Origin of the sequence: Rhodoferax sp. BAB1, from assembly GCF_013334205.1 — a bacterium.
Lineage (GTDB): Bacteria > Pseudomonadota > Gammaproteobacteria > Burkholderiales > Burkholderiaceae_C > Hylemonella.
The window spans coordinates 3,115,106-3,132,048 of record NZ_CP054424.1 but is presented as its reverse complement, the minus strand read 5'-3'; the positions used below and the strand labels follow the sequence as shown (position 1 = coordinate 3,132,048).

Here is a 16,943-nt window from a genome sequence, read left to right as displayed (position 1 = left end):
GACAACCATCCACAACGAGGAGACCACCATGACCCAACGCCGTGAATTCCTGCAACTGGGCGCTGCCACACTGGCTGCTGCCGGCCTGCCCGCCTTCGCGCAGGACGCCTATCCCAGCAAACCCGTCACCCTGCTCGTGCCCTTCCCGCCGGGCGGCGTGGCCGACACCGTGGGCCGCCCCGTGGCCGAGGCCATGGGCCGCGCCCTGGGCCAGACCATGGTGGTCGAGAACAAGGGTGGCGCCGGCGGCGGCATCGGCATGGCGCAGGTCGCCAAGTCCCGCGCCGACGGCTACAGCCTGCTCATGGCCCTGTCCTCCATCGTGGTGCTGCCCGAGGCCGACAAGGTGCTCAAGCGCAACCCCATGTTCACGCTGGACCAGCTCAAGCCCGTGGCCCGTTTCACCGCCGACCCCACGGCGCTGGTGGTGCGTGCCGACAGCCCCTGGAAAACCTACCAGGACTTCATCAACCATGTGAAGGCCAAACCCGGCCAGGTCACCTTCGGTTCTTCGGGCAACTACGGCACCATGCACGTGCCCATGGAGCAGCTCAAGGTCGCCACCGGCACCTTCATGCTGCACGTGCCCTACACCGGCGCCGGTCCGGCCGTGCTGGCCCTGCTGTCCGGCCAGGTCGATGCCCTGTCCACCGGGCCGTCCAGCGTGATGCAGCACGTGCGTGCCGGCAAGCTGCGCGTGCTGGCGCACTGGGGCGAAGGCCGTCTGGCCGCGCTGCCCGACGTGCCCAGCTTCAAGGAACTGGGCGTGCCCATCAGCTACTCGCAGTGGGCCGGTCTGTTTGCCCCGGCCGGCACCCCCGAGCCCGTGCTGGCCAGGCTGCGCCAGGCCGCCAAGGCCGCCAGCGAAGATGCGCGCGCGCGCCAGGCCCTGGCCGCGGCCGGCACCTCCTTCCAGTACCAGGACACGCCCGAGTTCGAGCGCTTCGTGCAGGCGGATGCCCGCGCCATGACGGCGCTGGTGCAGCGCATCGGCCGCGTCGAGTAAGGGCGCTTTCGGCCGCACTTCAGCGACCCCGTGTGAATGGCCCTAAGATGGGCCCGAAACACGGAGTTGAGGGGAGGCGGCTTTGTCGTACACACTGCATCGTTGGGGCGTCGCACTGCTGGCGCTGTGGCTCGGGCTGCTCTCGGCGGCCTGGGCCCAGCCGCGCACCGTGCGCGTCGGCGTCTATGCCAACGAACCCAAGGTCTATGTCAATGCCGCGGGCCGCGCCACCGGCATCTTCGTGGACCTGCTGGGCGAGGTGGCCCGCGGCGAGGGCTGGGTCCTGCAGTTCGTGCCCTGCGAGTGGCAGGCCTGCCTGGAGGCGCTGGAGGCCGGCAACATCGACCTGATGCCCGACGTGGCCTACAGCGTGCAGCGCGAACAGCGCTTCGATTTCCACCAGGTCCCGGTCATGCACAGCTGGTCGCAGATCTACCGCAGCCCGTCCGTGCCCATCTATTCCATCCTGGACCTGGACGGCAAGCGCGTGGCCCTGCTGGGGGGCTCGATCCAGGCCAACCTCTTCAATGAACTGGTGGCGGGTTTCGGCGTCAGGCCGCAGCCCTTGCCGGTGGGCTCGCTGGACGAGGCCTTCCGCCTGGTGGCAGCCGGCAAGGCCGATGCGGCCATTGCCAACCATTTCTTCGGCAACCGGCTCGGGCCGCGTTACCGCCTGGTCGAGACGCCCATCGTCTTCAATCCCTCGCGCCTGTTTTTCGCCACCGGCCAGGACCGCAACCCGGAACTGCTGGCCACCATCGACCGCTACCTGCGCGACTGGCAGAACGACCCGCGGTCGATGTATTTCTCCATCATCAAGCAATGGGGCGGCCAGGTCGTGGAGCCCGCCGTGCCGCGCGCCTTCTGGTGGGGGCTGGCGGCGGTGGCCGGCCTGCTGCTGCTGGCCCTGCTGCTGGCGTGGCTGCTGCGCGGCCAGGTCGTTGCGCGCACCCGCACCTTGCAGGCCGCGCACGAGGAGGTGGGCCGTTTCAAGGCCATCTTCGACCAGTCCACCTTTGCCGCCTGGATTGCCCGGCTCGACGGCCGGCTGGTCTACATCAATGCGCGCTGCGCGGCCCTGCAGGGCAAGGCGCCGCAAGACCTGATCGGCCAGCGTTATCTCACCCTGTACGCCCCCTCGGGGCAGGACACGGCCGAAGCCTACTGGCGCGGCGTGAGCGAAGGCCAGGACGGCGCGCCGCGCGAACTGCTGCAGCTGGCCGATGCCGGGCGCGAACTGCCCATGCTCAGCAGCGGCCTGCTGCTGCGCGACGCCCGCGGCCGCGGCGAACTGCTGGCCTGCACCGCGGTGGACATCAGCGACCGCAAGCAGGCCGAGGAAAAGATCCACCAGCTCGCCTTCTACGACGTGCTCACCGGCCTGCCCAACCGGCGCCTGCTGATGGACCACCTGCAGCACGCCCTGGCCGCCAGCGCGCGCCACGGCAGCGGCGGGGCCCTGCTCTTCATCGACCTCGACCACTTCAAGACCATCAACGACACCCTGGGCCACGACGTCGGCGACCAGCTCCTGCGTGAAGTGGCCGCGCGCCTGCGCTACTGCGTGCGGGTGGGGGACACCGTGGCACGCCTGGGCGGCGACGAGTTCATCGTGCTGATCGAGGACCTGGGCGAGGTCGCCGAGATCGCCGCCGGCCAGGCCGAGGCCGTGGGTCGCAAGATCGTGGCCGCGCTGAGCCAGCCCTACCAGCTGGGCCCCAGCCTGCAGCACAGCACCCCCAGCATCGGCGTGGCCCTGTTCACCAACGGCCAGGTCCAGGCCGACGAACTGCTCAAGCAGGCCGACCTGGCCATGTACCAGGCCAAGGCCGCCGGGCGCAACAGCCTGCGCTTCTTCGATCCGCACATGCAGACGGTGGTGTCGGTGCGTGCCGCGCTGCAGAGCGACCTGCGCGTGGCCCTGCACACCGGGCAGCTGGCGCTGCACATCCAGCCGCAGGTCGACACGGCCGGCCGCCTGATCGGGGCCGAAGCCCTGCTGCGCTGGACGCACCCGGTGCGCGGCAGCGTCTCGCCGGCCGAATTCATCCCCGTGGCCGAAGAGAGCGGCCTGATGCACGAGCTGGGGCTGTGGGTGCTGCAGCGGGCCTGCAGCCTGCTGGTGGCCTGGGCTGCCCAACCCGCCTTGCAAAAACTCAGCCTGGCCGTCAACGTCAGCGTGCAGCAGTTCCGCCACCCGGACTTCGTCTCGCATGTGCTGGAAACCCTGCTGGGCACCGGGGCCAGCGCCGCGCGGCTCAAGCTGGAGATCACCGAAAGCCTGCTGATGGACGACGTGGAAGGCGTGATCGCCAAGATGGAGGCCCTGCGTGCGCATGGCGTGAGTTTCTCGCTCGACGACTTCGGCACCGGCTACTCCTCGCTGACCTACCTCAAGCGCCTGCCGCTGGACCAGCTCAAGATCGACGCCTCTTTCGTGCGTGACCTGCTGAACGACCCCAACGATGCGGCCATCGTGCGCACCATCATCGCCCTGGCGCGCAGCCTGGGCCTGCAGGCGGTGGCCGAGGGGGTGGAAACCGAGGCGCAGCGCCAGGCCCTGGCCACCGAGGGCTGCCTGGCCTACCAGGGCTACTACTTCAGCCGGCCGGTGCCCGCCAGCGTTTTCGAGGGGCTGGCCGCGCAGGCCCTGCCCTTGCCGGCGGCCATGGAGTAAGCTGGCAACAGTGCACACCAGAAGCAGGAGCAGCCCATGAGCAACAAGGCAGACCCCAGCGGCTTCGGCCAGTTCGTACCGGGTTTCGATTTCCTGCAGAAGCTGGCCCAGGGCGGCCAGGCCCCCATGGCCGGCTGGGTGGCGCCCACCCTGGACGCCGAGGCGCTGGACAAACGCATCACCGAGCTCAAGGCCGTGCAGTTCTGGCTGGACCAGAACGCCGCCGCGCTCAAGGCCACCATCCAGGCGCTGGAAGTGCAGAAGATGACCCTGGCCACGCTCAAGAGCATGAACGTGCCCATGCCCGGCGCGGGCATGGCCTGGCCCATGCCGGGCGCGCCAGCGGCGGCCAAACCCGCAGCAGCACAGGCACCCAAGGCGGCGCCCGCCGCCCCGGCCGACAAGCCGGCCGCTGCCGCCGCACCCCTGGCCGACCCCATGCAGTACTGGGGTGCGCTGACCCAGCAGTTCCAGCAGATCGCCGGCCAGGCCATGAAAGACGCGGCTGCGCGCAGCGCTGCTGCAGCCGCCCCGGCCAAGCCTGCGCCCGCCGCCAAGGCCGCGAAGAAAGCCGCCCCGCGCAAGCCCAAGCCTGTTTGAGATGTCGATGAAAAACTTTCCCCTGGCCCACGCCACCCACCCGCAATGGCGCATGGCCGCCGCGCTGGTGCTGGCGCAGCTGCGCGCGCAGCTGGCCCTGCCCGGCGCCAACCATCCCACGCTGGCCCTGCTCTACATCACCGATCACTACGTCGCCGAAGCCGAGGCCATCCTCGCCCACCTGAGTGCCGAGCTGCCCGAAGTCACCGACTGGGCCGGCACCGTGGGCGTGGGCATAGCCGCCACCAACGTCGAGTACTTCGACGAGCCGGCCATGGCCGTGATGCTCTGCGACCTGCCCAGCGACCAGTACCGCGTGTTTTCCGGCGTGGCACCGCTGGGCCTGGGTTTCGAGCCGCACACCGCGCTGGTGCACGCCGACGGCCATACCCCCGAACTGTCCGAGCTCATCAACGAGATGGCCGCGCGCACCGACAGCGGCTACCTCTTCGGCGGCCTGGCCGCCAGCCGCGGCGAGAGCGTGCAGTTCGCGCTGGGCGGTGACGGCTTCATCCGCGGCCAGGGCCGCTCCACCGGCGTGTTCCACGGGGGCTTGAGCGGCGTGGCCTTCGGCGCCGGCGTGTCCGTGGTCTCGCGTGTGACCCAGGGCTGCTGCCCGGTGGCCGGCAGCCACGCCATCACCGAGGCCGAGCGCAACGTGGTCTACCAGCTCGACGGCGAGCCCGCGCTGCAGGTGCTGCTGCGCGAACTGGAGGTGACGCTGGACGAGCCCGAGCAGGCCCTGGGCGCCGTGCGCGCCACCCTGGCCGGCCTGGTGAGCCCGCAGGACGTGGCCGCTGACGGCCGCGCCATCAACCGCACCGGCAACTTCGGCAGCGACGTGCGGGTGCGCCACATCATCGGCCTGGACCCGCAGCGCGGCGGCGTGGCCCTGGCCGAACTGGTGGAAGAGGGCATGCAGCTGGCTTTCTGCCAGCGCAATGTGCAGGCCGCGCGCGCCGACCTCATGCGCATCTGCGCCGAGATCCGCGAGGAACTGGAACCGGAAGAACTGCCGCTGACCGCAGGCGGGCTGGAGGCCGAGCCTCCGGTGCAGACGCCCAAGCGCATGGTGGGTGCTGTCTACGTCAGCTGCTCCGGCCGCGGCGGCCCGCACTTCGGCGGGCCCAGCGCCGAGCTGCAGATCGTGCGCCACGCGCTGGGCGACGTGCCGCTGATCGGTTTCTTCGCCGGCGGCGAGATCGCGCGCCACCACATCTATGGCTACACCGGCGTGCTGACGGTCTTCCTCTCCGATTAACCCTCGACCCTGGCATTGGCGTCTGAGCAGGTATGAAGTGAACAATCAACACCCTTTTCTGGGCATTCTTTTAATGCTCGCATACGTTGCGGATGCTTTGTTGCTAGCTGGCGCAGGCGTGGTGGGCCTTGGGTTTATCTTCTTGGCCGGGGCTCATCCACTTCTGATGTCTGCTCCTGTCGGGATTGCAGTGTTCACCGGTTGGGCTTTTGGCCTGAGTTTGAAGCGACGAGCGGACCACTTGGTCCAGGCGCTGGCAATCGGCGCATCTCCGTTATTGTTCGCCCCAGTCTGGTATGGATTGATAGTGAAAATAACTGAGTCCAATTGCCGGGGATGGACTTGTTTCTGACCGCTGCGATCGTAGTTCCGCTTTCCAGCCTCATCGACGCAGTGCCGAGAACGCCTCGAACTCCCAACTCCGCATCGCCAGCACCAGGGCGTAACCCTCGCGGTCTTTCATAGGTAGTTTCTGGTCGGCCTGGTGTTGTTGGACAAAGTCCTGTGTCATGCACTGGATGCTGTGTCCCTGATGGCTGCTTTGCCGAATAGACGCGCGACTCAGTCCTGCGGTCGGGTCTTCAGCAAGTCCTTGCGGCACAGCGGCCCGTCCACCGGGTTCTCCAGGCTGTGGGCAATCGCCGTCACCAGCGCGTGCGCCTCCTCGGCACTGAAATGTTCCATCAGGGGCCGCGCCACCGCCGGCGGCAGCCGCACCACGGCGGGGCTGCCATCGCTGCGCGTGATGCTCAGGCTGGCCACCTGGTGGCTGCCCCAGTCGGGCCGCGCCTCGGCGCGCTGCATCTGCTCCTGCATCAGCGCCTCGTAGTCGGCCTCCAGGGTCTCCAGCGTGTCGTCGTCGGGCTCGGCGGCCAGCTCGACCACCCAGCCTTCCATGGCGTCTTCGCGCGTGCTGCTCTGCAGCGCCCGCGCCGCCAAGCCCTGCACGAAGCGATCGCGCAGCTCGGCGTCGAAGAACACATAGCCGGTGGCCATGGTGTGGTGCTTATTTGTCCTTGAGCTTCATGATGCCCAGGGCGTTCATCACCATCTTCTCGAACAGCGGCTCCGAAGTGCCGGCCTTCATCTTGCGCATGAAGTATTTCTCGAAGGCGATCTTGGCCAGGTGCACCCACTTGCCCTGCGAGAACCAGTTCACGTTGCGCGGCGGAATCTGCGGCAGCGCCACGAAGCAGGCGCCCGTATCGCCGAAGTCGGCCAGGCACACGGCGTTCCAGGTGGCCTTGGTGGCGGGCTGCTTGCCGTCGAGCTCGTCGCGGATGTTGTGCGCCGTGGCCGTCACCATGGACTCGATCATGTAACCCGTCTTGGGCGCGCCCGTGGGCACCGGTGTGGCTTCCACCGGGGGAATCGCCACGCACACGCCCACCGCGTAGATGTTCTTGTACTTGGGGTTGCGCTGCTGCGGATCGATCAGGATGAACCCGCGCGGGTTGGTCAGCCCCTCGATGCCGAACACCGCGTCGATGCCCTTGAAGGCCGGCAGCATCATGGAGAACTTGAAGTCCAGCACGTGTTCCTTCTTCGGTGTGCCGTCCTCGTTGTGCTCGGTCACGTACATCTTGCCGGCCTCCACCTTGGTGGTCTTGGCATTGCAGATCCACTTGATGTGGCGGTCGCGCATGACCGATTCCAGCAGGCCCTTGGAGTCGCCCACCCCGCCCAGGCCCAGGTGGCCGATATAGGGCTCGGCCGTCACGAAGGTCATGGGCACCTTGTCGCGGATCTTGCGCTTGCGCAGGTCGGTGTCCATGATCATGGCGTACTCGTAGGCCGGGCCGTAGCAGGAGGCCCCCTGCACCGCGCCCACCACCACGTGGCCCGGGCTCTTGATGAATTCCTGCCAGTCGCGCTCGGCCTCCACCGCGTGGTCCACGTGGCAGATCGAGTGGGTATAGCCCTTGGGGCCCAGGCCCTCGATCTCGTCGAAGGCCAGCTTCGGACCGGTGGCAATCACCAGGTAGTCGTAATCCACCGTGCGGCCGTCGTCCAGCTCGACCTGGTTCTTCTCAGGGTGCAGGCGCTTGGCCCCTACGCCGATGAAGTCGATCTTCTTCTTCGCCAGCACCGGCGCGATGTCGAGCTCGATGTCCTCGCGCTTGCGCCAGTCCACCGCCACCCAGGGGTTGGACGGCACGAAGTGGAACTTCGGGTTGTTCGAAATGACGGTGACTTTGTCTTCCGCGCGCGCCAGCGCACGCATCTCATACGCCATCGGCATGCCGCCGATGCCAGCGCCGAGGATCACGATATGGGCCATGGTTCTGTCTCCTGGTGTATGCCGCGCCTCTGACCGGGTGCGGCTGGTGCACCATTTATAGGCACCGGGGTATGTTTTCGACTTGATCCACATCAATCCATGTCGGCAAAAGCCTCAACGTCGCAGTGCGGCGAAAGCCTCAAACTCCCAACTCCGCATCGCCAGCAGCAGGGTGTAGCCTTCGCGGTCCTTCTCGGGCAGCTTCTGGTCGGCCTGGTGCTGCTGGGCAAAGTCCTGGGCCACGCGCTGCAGGCGTTCCATGAAAGACGGTGCGAGGCTGCGGCTGATGCTGCCGTGCACCAGCAGCAGGCCTTCGCCGTGGCCGTCGAAACCGCCGCTGTAATAGTCCAGCAGCGCGTGCTCGCGGAAGTAGTCCATCACCGGGCCGTGCGGTCGCCAGCGGAAGGTTTTGGCCAGTTTCAGGCGGTAGCGGTTCAGTGGCCGCAGCTCGATGATGCCGATGCGGTCCAGTTGCGCCAGGTACTTCACGCCCTCGGCCTCGCTCAGGCGGTAGCTCGCCACGATCTGCTCCAGCGTCCACTGGCTCAGCACGCAGATGGCCACCAGCAGCAGCTTCTTGTCGGCCACCACGGCCTTTTCCTGCTGCTGTGTCAGCTCGGCCAGCAGGGGCTGGGCGTCGGCCACACGGCGCGCCAGCTCGCCGAAGTCCAGCTTGAGCGCGCGGCAGATCGCGTCGATGCGCGACAGCGGCATGTCGCCCCGGGCCAGCATGCGCTTGACGCTGCTTTCCGCCATGCCCAGCTTCTTCGCCAGGTCGGCATAGGTCAGGTGGGCGGCCTTCAGTTCCTTCTTCAGGGCCAGGACGAGGTCGGCGGTGGTGCTCATGGCTTGCTCTCGGGAGTGTCGCGGTGGTATCGATTATCGATACTCCCGGTAGACAGAAGTGTGGAAGTCGCATGAAATGGCCCCATTGGCGATGCGCGCGCCCCACAGTGCGGCCATCGTCATCCCCGGAGCCTTTCATGTTTCCATCGATCTCACGTGCCGAAGCTGTTCTGCTGGGCGCCGTGCTGCTGCTCGGCCTGCTGGCCATCTTCGCCCCGCCCCTGGCGCAAGCACCGCACTTCCATGATTTCGCCGACCAGCGCAGCTGGCTCGGCATGCCCTGTGCGCTGGATGTGCTGAGCAACCTGCCTTTTGCGCTCTTCGGCCTGCTGGGCCTGCGTGTGCTGGGCCGTGTGCCGCAGCTGGACGCCACCCAGCAGCGGCTGGCCGCGCTGTTCTTCGGCGGTCTCCTGGTCACCGCCCTGGGGTCCGCCGTTTACCACTGGGCGCCGGACGACGCGGGCCTGGTGGTGGACCGGCTGGGCATGACGGTGGCCTTCGCCGGCCTGCTGGGCCTGGGCGTGGCCGTGCACCTCAGCGCGCGGGCGGGGCTGGCCCTGGCGGCGGTCGTGTTGTTGCTGGGCCCGGTGAGTGTGGCCGTCTGGGCCGCCCAGGGCAACCTGCTGCCCTGGGCCCTGCTGCAGGGCGGTGGTTTGGTGCTGCTGCTGGTGCTGGCTTTCATGAAACCCTTGCCTGGCGCGCTGGCCGTGCGCTGGGGTGCCGTCATCGCCATCTACGTCGTGGCCAAGCTCTGCGAGCAGGCCGACCACGCCATCTACCAGGCCACGGGCGAGATCATCTCGGGCCACAGCCTCAAGCACCTGGTGGCTGCATTCGCAGCATGGCCTGTCATCAGCGCGCTGCGCGCGCTCGGGCAGAATGCCACTCAACAATAAACGGAGGAGACCATCTTGAGTGACAAGAACAACATCGCCCCGGCCCCCGCGGCCCCGGGCCACGGTGAGCATCCCAACCAGTTCGCCCTGCTGCGCCAGCGCCGTTTCGCCCCCTTTTTCTGGACGCAGTTCACCGGCGCCGCCAACGACAACCTCTTCAAGTTCGCCTTCACGGTCATGGTCACCTACCAGCTCAGCGTGGGCTGGCTGCCGCCCGCGCTGGCCGGCCTGGTGATCGGGGCACTGTTCATTCTGCCCTTCGTGCTTTTCTCCGCCACCAGCGGCCAGCTGGCCGACAAGTACAACAAGACGCGGCTCATGCGCTTCACCAAGGACCTGGAGATCGCCATCATGCTGATCGCGGCCTGGGGTTTCATCATGGGGCAGGTCGGTGTACTGCTGGGCTGCATCTTCCTCATGGGCCTGCAGTCCACGCTCTTCGGCCCGGTGAAATACGCCTACCTGCCCGAGGTGCTGGGCGAGCGTGAACTCACCGGCGGCAACGGCATGATCGAGATGGGCACCTTCGTGGCCATCCTGCTGGGCAATGTGGTGGGCGGCCTGGTGGTGGCCATGCCCGAAGTGGGCCACCAGAACGTGGCCTTTGCCTGCGTGGCCCTGGCCATCGTGGGCCGTGCGACGTCCGCGCGCATCCCCATGGTGCCGGCGACCGACCCCACGCTCAAGATCAACTGGAACCCCTTCACCGAGACCTGGCGCAACCTCAAGCTCGCGCGCGGCAACATCGTGGTGTTCCGCTCCCTGCTGGGCATCAGCTGGATGTGGTTCTTCGGCGCCGTCTTCCTGAGCCAGTTCCCCAGCTTCGCCAAGGAGGTGCTGCACGGCGACGAGCAGGTGGCCTCGGCCCTGCTGGTGGTGTTCTCCATCGGCATCGGCACCGGTTCGCTACTGTGTGAATTGCTGAGCCGTCGCCATGTGGAAATCGGCCTGGTGCCCCTGGGCGCCATCGGCATGAGTGTGTTTGCGGTGGACCTGTACTTTGCGTCGCGCGGCCTCCCTGCCTCCGACATCATGGGCCTGGCCGCCTTCCTGGCCCAGCCCGCCCACTGGCGCGTCATGGCCGATCTGCTGCTGCTCAGCCTCTTCGCCGGCTTGTACAGCGTGCCCATGTACGCACTGATCCAGCTGCGCAGCCCGGCCACGCACCGCGCGCGCATCATCGCCGCCAACAACATCCTCAACGCCATCTTCATGGTGGTCAGCTCGGTGCTGGCCGGCGCCATGCTGGCGCTGGGCTTCAGCGTGCCCCAGGTCTTCCTGGCCGTGGGCCTGGCCAATGCGGTGGTCGGCGCCTACATCTTCCTGCTGGTGCCGGAATATTTGCTGCGCTTCGTGGCCTGGGTGCTCACGCACTTCGTCTACCGCTTCAAGGTGCGGGGCGAAGAGCACATTCCTTCAGAAGGCCCCGCCATCCTGGCCTGCAACCACGTGAGCTTCATCGACGCCGTGCTGCTCATGGCGGCCAGCCCGCGCCCCATCCGTTTCATCATGGATCACCGCATCTTCAAGATCCCGGTGCTGGGCTGGCTTTTCAAACTCGCCAAGGCCATCCCCATCGCCCCGCGCAGCGAAGACCCCGCGGCCTACGAAGCCGCCTTCGCTGCCGCAGCCCAGGTGCTGAAAGAAGGCGACCTCCTGGCCATCTTCCCCGAAGGCGGCATCACCAAGGACGGCACACTGCAGGAGTTCAAGGGCGGCCTCATGAAGATCCTGGAACAGCAGCCCGTGCCCGTGGTGCCCATGGCGCTGACCAATCTCTGGGGCTCGTTTTTCAGCCGCGCCGAACTGGTGGGTGGCAAGCCGACGGCGATGGCCAAGCCGTTTCGGCGGGGGATTTTCAACAAGGTGGGATTGAATGTGGGGGAGCCGGTGGCAGGAGGTGAGATGCCGCTAGATCAGCTGCGGGTGAGGGTCGCGACGTTGTTGGAGGCGGGATCGGGTGGGAAGGGTAGTGCGTGACCGATTTCGGCGCCAGGAGCAGACATTCCCAGACTTGACCAGAAGCGGGCATCGATTCCCAATTTGGGGGATGGACCCCAGCGTATTTGGTCCCTAGAATTTTCGGAATCCGTCACTCTCTCTGAGGCCGAAGGATCAACACCGCTTTGATGAAGAACATAGGAAAGGTGCCTAGCGTTGTACTCTCTATTTGAAGTCCGGGGCATGTTTGACAATCGGAACGTCTTGGCAGCAATCCGCTGCATCGCGATCCTGACCGTTGCATGTTTGATGGCCGCATGCGACCCGGTGGGAACTCTCCTGCGGAACGCTGGTGGTATGGGGAATTTCAAGTCTGACCCTAACTATGGGAAAGCCTATAACCAACGGCAGATGGAGATGCGTGACCTACCTGAACGCTTTTATACCGACTCGCTAGTGACGGAGGGTGCGGTCATCCCGAATCGTCAGATATTCAGCATGCTGACAGAAAGAGGGTTGCGATTCGTTGAGGTAAAGGCGCGCCGCTTCAAGGGGAAAGAGACCATTGGCTACTTTGGCATGACCGACGTGGACGGTGACGTTGCCTTGTATGTTCCCTTCCTTGCGCCTGGCACTGACTACGTGCGACTCGCGCTCGCCGATGGAGCCAGCCCAGAGTCGCGCTGCATCCAGGTCGAGCGCCTTCCACAAGTGATGAAATGGAGGATGGATGACAGTCCCCTATTGCCAGGCACCTGCATATCGGCAACGCCGATAGAGAAGCCGACAGCGCGCATGGCACTTGTTTACGAGGGCAAACATCCATGGGGAACACCTTTCGGCTACTGGTCACTTGTTGACAGGACTACCGGACAAAAACTGGCCGCTCTAACGTCGGCTGATAGTGACGCCATGCCGTCAAACGGCAATTCGGGCCACAGAGACCTGGTTCACCGCATCTGGAATGCACCGGGCTTTTCCAAGCAAGGGTACCGAGCGCTTTTTCAGAACAGGGTAAAGATCGAGTCGCCCTCGCCAACTGCCTTTGACGCAACAACCGTTAAACCGTACAGAGTCCGATATATCTTCGTAACCGAGAAGGAATACGCTCATCTATTCAATAGAGGCGTCGGAAAGGAGGGCTGGCAAACGGCCGTCCAAAGCGCGATGACTTCGCGATGGGGCTACGATGGGCCGCACCTGCTCGACTGGCAATCCAAGACATACACGGAGCTGACGTTCCCGTACCCGAGAACTTCGACAGCCGTGGATAAGGGGTTTTTCGCGATAAACGGGTGGTGGGACCATCGGACCGCGCCTGGAACGCTTGAGCGTTACGACAGTCATGGCAAGCAATTGTGGTCCGTACTTGTTAGCCCGCCCAATGTGTCATTAGATGAGAAATGCGGTGGGGGGGTGGCGGGGATAGGCGCTACCAAGGACTACGTTGTGTTTTATGGTCGATGCGGCTCCAGTTTGCCGCCATCGGAGCGCCCAGATCGGGGCCATGAGTACAAGGTCATGCTGACGGAGATCAGAAGGTCAGATTTGCCGAATTTCTAGCATGGGGCGTTGAGCGACCGTTCTCCCCGCAGATAAATAGTCGGGATGGGCCGAAAGTCGACACCGAGACTTGCGCGATGACGGAGGCTCCCATGAAAAAACTCCCCCTCAACAAAGCCTTCACCCTGCTGGAGCCCGGCCCGGTGGTGCTGATCACCACGCATGACGGCCAGCAGAGCAACATCATGACCATATCGTGGACCATGGTGGTGGACTTCACGCCAGTGTTCGCCCTCACCACCGGGCCCTGGAACCATTCCTTTGCCGCGCTGCGCAAGACCAAGGAGTGCGTGATCGCCATCCCCACGGTGGATCTGCTCGATAAGGTGGTGGGCATCGGCACCTGTTCAGGCAGCGACACGGACAAGTTCGCCAAATTCAAGCTCACCCCGCTCAAAGCCAGCAAGGTGAAGGCGCCGCTGATCCAGGAGTGTCTGGCCAATATCGAGTGCAAGGTGATCGACTACAACAAGAAGCACGGCGTCGTGTTCCTGCAGGGCGTGGCCGCCTGGGTGGACGCCACGCGCAAGGAACGGCGTTTGCTGCACGCCGTGGGCGACGGCACCTTCATCGCCGATGGCCGCAAGCTGGACCGCCGTAAGGCGATGGCCTCCAGGCTCCCGGCCGGCGTCTAAGCCCGGCCCGGTGCGGGCCAGCCCTCCAGTTGCTGCAAGGCCTGTAGCAACTGCTCACCTGCAGCATCTAGCGTGCCGTCGTTGTGCACCTCGATCAGCCGCTGCACCCCGCCCGGGCGGTAAGCGCCGGCGCGCTGCACGCGCTGCGCCACCGTGTCGGCACTCTCGCGGCCGCGCGCCAGCAGGCGCTGCTGCAGCACCTCGGCGCTGGCCGTGATGTGCAGCACCGTGAGCTCGGGGTAGTGCTGCTGCGCCTCGGGCAGGTAGGCGCGCGAGCCGTTGAGCAGCACCCAGCGGCCCGCCCGCAGCGGCGCCAGTTCCTGGTGCCGCACACCGTAGAGCAGATCGTGGGCCGCCCAATGCAGGCCGAAGGCTTGTGCATCGCGCAGGCGTTCGAAACTCGCGCTGTCCACGCTTTCGTGTGCCTCGCCGCCGGCCTCAGCCGCGCGGCTGATGGTGCGGCGGGCCCAGTGCAGGGGTAGCGCGGGGGGCAGCCGCGTGCGCAGCCAGGCCAGCAGGCTGTCCTTGCCGGCGCCCGAGGGGCCCATGACGTAGAGCAGGCGCTGGCTCATGCGCCGAGTGCCATGTGTTCCAGCAGCACGAAGTCGGCGCCGGGGCTGGGTTCGGCCAGCAGGGCCACCGCGTCGAAGCGGCTGGCCGGCAGGTGGGCGAACCACGATTGCGCGGCGGCCTGCAGCGCGTCGATCACGGCCGGTGCAACGCCGCGCAGCGGGCCGGTGAGCGAGCAGTGGAAGCGGTAGCGCTCCAGCACGTAGGGGTAGCCCCAGCGCAGCAGCAGCGCGTCTTCTTCCGGCGTCAGGCCGGCGGCGCGGCGGCGCTGCAGCTCCGCGGGCGGCAGCGGTGCGGCCAGCGGCTGCAGCTGCGTCACGCAGGCCCGCTGCACGGCGTTGATGGCCGGCTCGGCCCCCGTGGGCACCATGGCCAGGAAATCGTCCAGCCGTGCCACCTGCAGGGCGGGCAGATCAAAGGGCTGCAGCTGGCGGCACAGGCTGTACACGGCATCGCGCAGCTGTGCGGGTGTCACGCCCGGGGCCAATGCAAACGGGGCCTTGAGCGTGCCGTGCCAGCCATAACGGCGCGGCGCGGCTGTCAGGTGCAGGAACTCCGCGGCCGGCAGGCCCGGGATCTCGGGCGGCGTCAGCGTCTGCTGGCTGGCCGCGCAGCGTCCCAGCCAGCGGCTGCCGGCCTGCCACTCGGGGCTGTCCGGGCGCGGGGCGTAGTAGATGGCGTAGCGGTAGGCCGGCTCAGTGCTCATCGTGGCTCACCGTCAGCTTGACGCGGTCGCCGGCGAACCAGGCGGTGGCGTATTCGATCGGCACGCCCTGCGGGTCCACGTTCACGCTCTCCACCTGCAGCACCGGGCGGCTCTGGGCCTGCTTGAGGATGGCGGCGACTTCGGCGTCGGGCATCAGGGCGGTGATGCGGCTGTCGCGGCGCGTGTAGTCGGCCACGCCGTGCGCTGCAAAGGCGGCGGTGATGGAGCCGGTCTCGCGCACCACGGCTTCCAGATTGGCAAAACGCGGCAGGGGGAAAAGGCGCTCGCTGACCTGCAGCGGCTGCTGCTCGGCCTCGCCCAGCACGCGCAGCCACAGCAGCGTGCTGCGCGCCGGCAGCTGCAGCGCGCGTGCCTGGGCCGCCGTGGCGCGCACGGTGCGCGCGGCCAGCACCTGCAGGCCGCCGCGCAGGCCGGCCTGCGCCAGGTTCTGGTGGTGGCGGGTGCGCTTGCCTAGCGCCAGGTCCACCGCGAAGTCTTCCACATAGGTGCCGCTGCCCTGGCTGATGCGCACCAGGCCCTGGCTGCACAGGCTGGCCAGCGAGCGGCGGATGGTGTGGCGGTTCACGCCGTACTGCTCGGCCAGCGCGTGTTCGGAGGGCAGGCGCTGGCCCGGGGCGTAGACCCCGCGGCCGATGGCTTCGGCCAGTTCGGTGGCGATGCGGGTCCAGAAACTCTCACGCCCGGCCGGCGCGGTCTGGAGGGAGTTGGGAAAAGTCGTGGTGGCTGTCATGAAACCTACATCAAGGGTCTTTAAGCTGGCGGCAGGAAATCAAATTGTCTATACAACTTCAGGATAGCAGAGTGATGTTTCACGCATTTGACAACCCGGGCCCGGCCCGGCCCCTGGTCCGCGCGGACTGGATGGCGCTGCTGGCGCGCGCGCCGCAGGAGCTGCTGGAGTCCGTGCTGGGCCCGCAGGCCGGCGCGGCGTCGCGCTGGCTGCGCGCGCCCGAGACCGGGCTGATGATGGTGCAGGGCCGCGCCGGCGGCACCGGTGAGCGCTTCAACCTGGGCGAGGTCACCGTCACGCGCTGCGCCCTGCGCCTGGACGAGGCCGGCACCAAGACGCCCGTGGGCGTGGCCTATGTGCTGGGCCGCTCGCACCGCCAGGCCCAACTGGCCGCGCTGGCCGATGCCCTGCTGCAGGACCCGGCGCAGCAGGCCGCGCTTGATGCCCGCCTGCTGGTCCCGGTGCGTCAGCACCTAGCCCGGCGGCGCGCCGAGCGCATGGAGCGCACACGGAGCACCAAGGTGGATTTCTTCACCGTGGCGCGCGAAAGCGGCGCCGGTGCCGACGACGAGGAGGAGGGCGCATGAACCCGCAAGACCTGTCCGCCCTCGGTGCGGGTTTCACGCAGGAGGCCTACGGCAGCCAGCAGGTGTTCCGTGCGGCCCTGCAGGCGCTGTCGCACCCCGGCCGCCTGGTGGATGTCACACACGACGCGCAGGTGCCGCAGGTCGGCCATGCCGCCTCGGCCGCGCTGCTGCTGGCCCTGCTGGACGCCGACTGTTGCCTGTGGCTGTCGCCGGCGCTGCGCGACAGCGATGCCGCGGCCTGGCTGCGTTTTCACACCGGCTGCCAGCTGGCCGCCACGCCGGCCCAGGCGCAGTTTGCCTGGGTTGCCGCGGGCGACGCGCTGCCGCCGCTGGAGGCTTTTGCCGGTGGCAGCGAGAACTACCCCGACCAGTCGACCACCTGCGTGATCGACGTGGCGGGCCTGGGCCACGCAGCGGATGAAGGGCAGGACTGGCGCCTGTCCGGTCCCGGCATCCAGGGCGGAGCCTGTCTGCGCGTGACCGGGCTGCCGCCCGACTTCGTGGCGCAGTGGGCAGCCAACCACGCGGCCTTTCCGCGCGGTGTGGACCTGTTCCTGGCCACGCCGCAGCAGATCGTCGGCCTGCCGCGCAGCACGCGCATCGAAACAACCGTGGAGGCCTGA

The 16,943-nt window shown here is 67.0% G+C and carries 17 protein-coding genes and 1 pseudogene; 11 read left to right on the top strand and 7 right to left on the bottom strand.

Features of this window, described 5'->3' with window-relative positions:
• Positions 1–28 precede the first annotated feature (28 nt).
• From HTY51_RS15090 to HTY51_RS15070, 5 genes are all read left to right on the top strand, one after another.
• Positions 29–1,006, top strand: coding sequence for a tripartite tricarboxylate transporter substrate binding protein (locus tag HTY51_RS15090; RefSeq protein ID WP_174253490.1), 978 nt, complete (start codon positions 29–31; stop codon positions 1,004–1,006).
• 82 nt (positions 1,007–1,088) lie between these two features.
• Complete coding sequence (locus tag HTY51_RS15085) at positions 1,089–3,683, top strand: EAL domain-containing protein (RefSeq protein WP_254606900.1); 2,595 nt, start codon at positions 1,089–1,091, stop codon at positions 3,681–3,683.
• Between the two features lie 36 nt (positions 3,684–3,719).
• Positions 3,720–4,283 (top strand): PhaM family polyhydroxyalkanoate granule multifunctional regulatory protein, encoded by a 564-nt coding sequence (locus tag HTY51_RS15080; RefSeq protein WP_174253489.1) that lies wholly within the window; start codon positions 3,720–3,722, stop codon positions 4,281–4,283.
• Positions 4,284–4,290: 7 nt separating this feature from the next.
• On the top strand, positions 4,291–5,544 hold the full coding sequence (locus HTY51_RS15075; protein ID WP_174253488.1) for an FIST N-terminal domain-containing protein: 1,254 nt from the start codon (positions 4,291–4,293) through the stop codon (positions 5,542–5,544).
• Positions 5,545–5,581: 37 nt separating this feature from the next.
• Positions 5,582–5,896 carry a hypothetical protein gene (locus tag HTY51_RS15070; RefSeq protein ID WP_174253487.1) on the top strand — a complete coding sequence of 105 codons (315 nt, stop codon included), beginning with the start codon at positions 5,582–5,584 and terminating at the stop codon, positions 5,894–5,896.
• Between the two features lie 30 nt (positions 5,897–5,926).
• Here the strand turns inward: HTY51_RS15070 and HTY51_RS18655 are convergent.
• The 4 genes and pseudogenes from HTY51_RS18655 to HTY51_RS15055 form a co-directional block, all read right to left on the bottom strand.
• Positions 5,927–6,064, bottom strand: a pseudogene (locus tag HTY51_RS18655) (XRE family transcriptional regulator); the annotation flags it as partial.
• Positions 6,065–6,105: 41 nt separating this feature from the next.
• Positions 6,106–6,540: a hypothetical protein gene (locus HTY51_RS15065; protein WP_174253486.1), complete on the bottom strand. Its 435-nt coding sequence runs from the start codon at positions 6,538–6,540 to the stop codon at positions 6,106–6,108.
• Positions 6,541–6,550: 10 nt separating this feature from the next.
• The gene (locus HTY51_RS15060; RefSeq protein ID WP_174253485.1) at positions 6,551–7,825 is read right to left on the bottom strand and encodes an NAD(P)/FAD-dependent oxidoreductase; all 1,275 of its coding nucleotides are present in this window, start codon (positions 7,823–7,825) and stop codon (positions 6,551–6,553) included.
• Positions 7,826–7,939: 114 nt separating this feature from the next.
• The gene (locus tag HTY51_RS15055) at positions 7,940–8,671 is read right to left on the bottom strand and encodes a helix-turn-helix transcriptional regulator (RefSeq protein ID WP_174253484.1); all 732 of its coding nucleotides are present in this window, start codon (positions 8,669–8,671) and stop codon (positions 7,940–7,942) included.
• Between the two features lie 137 nt (positions 8,672–8,808).
• Between HTY51_RS15055 and HTY51_RS15050 the strand changes: the two genes are divergently transcribed.
• From HTY51_RS15050 to HTY51_RS15035, 4 genes are all read left to right on the top strand, one after another.
• Entirely contained in the window at positions 8,809–9,567 is a 759-nt protein-coding gene (locus HTY51_RS15050) for a hypothetical protein (RefSeq protein ID WP_174253483.1), read from the top strand.
• A 15-nt stretch (positions 9,568–9,582) separates the two neighbouring features.
• Positions 9,583–11,547, top strand: coding sequence for an MFS transporter (locus HTY51_RS15045; protein WP_174253482.1), 1,965 nt, complete (start codon positions 9,583–9,585; stop codon positions 11,545–11,547).
• A gap of 204 nt (positions 11,548–11,751) precedes the next feature.
• On the top strand, positions 11,752–13,071 hold the full coding sequence (locus tag HTY51_RS15040; RefSeq protein ID WP_174253481.1) for a hypothetical protein: 1,320 nt from the start codon (positions 11,752–11,754) through the stop codon (positions 13,069–13,071).
• A gap of 92 nt (positions 13,072–13,163) precedes the next feature.
• Positions 13,164–13,706, top strand: a complete 543-nt coding sequence (locus tag HTY51_RS15035; protein ID WP_174253480.1) for a flavin reductase family protein — start codon at positions 13,164–13,166, stop codon at positions 13,704–13,706.
• On the opposite strand, the gene phnN is transcribed toward HTY51_RS15035, so the two are convergent.
• The 3 genes from phnN to phnF are packed head-to-tail and all read right to left on the bottom strand — an operon-like array spanning position 13,703 to position 15,733.
• Entirely contained in the window at positions 13,703–14,278 is a 576-nt protein-coding gene (gene phnN, locus HTY51_RS15030) for a phosphonate metabolism protein/1,5-bisphosphokinase (PRPP-forming) PhnN (protein WP_174253479.1), read from the bottom strand. The genes HTY51_RS15035 and phnN overlap by 4 nt on opposite strands.
• Positions 14,275–14,982 (bottom strand): DUF1045 domain-containing protein, encoded by a 708-nt coding sequence (locus tag HTY51_RS15025; protein WP_174253478.1) that lies wholly within the window; start codon positions 14,980–14,982, stop codon positions 14,275–14,277. Before HTY51_RS15025 ends, phnN begins: the two co-directional genes overlap by 4 nt.
• Positions 14,972–15,733 (bottom strand): phosphonate metabolism transcriptional regulator PhnF, encoded by a 762-nt coding sequence (phnF, locus tag HTY51_RS15020; protein WP_174253477.1) that lies wholly within the window; start codon positions 15,731–15,733, stop codon positions 14,972–14,974. Before phnF ends, HTY51_RS15025 begins: the two co-directional genes overlap by 11 nt.
• A 74-nt stretch (positions 15,734–15,807) precedes the next feature.
• Here phnF and phnG point away from each other — a divergent pair, with 74 nt between their 5' ends.
• Both phnG and phnH read left to right on the top strand, forming a co-directional pair.
• Positions 15,808–16,320, top strand: coding sequence for a phosphonate C-P lyase system protein PhnG (phnG, locus tag HTY51_RS15015; RefSeq protein WP_174253476.1), 513 nt, complete (start codon positions 15,808–15,810; stop codon positions 16,318–16,320).
• Positions 16,317–16,943, top strand: a complete 627-nt coding sequence (phnH, locus tag HTY51_RS15010) for a phosphonate C-P lyase system protein PhnH (protein WP_174253475.1) — start codon at positions 16,317–16,319, stop codon at positions 16,941–16,943. Before phnG ends, phnH begins: the two co-directional genes overlap by 4 nt.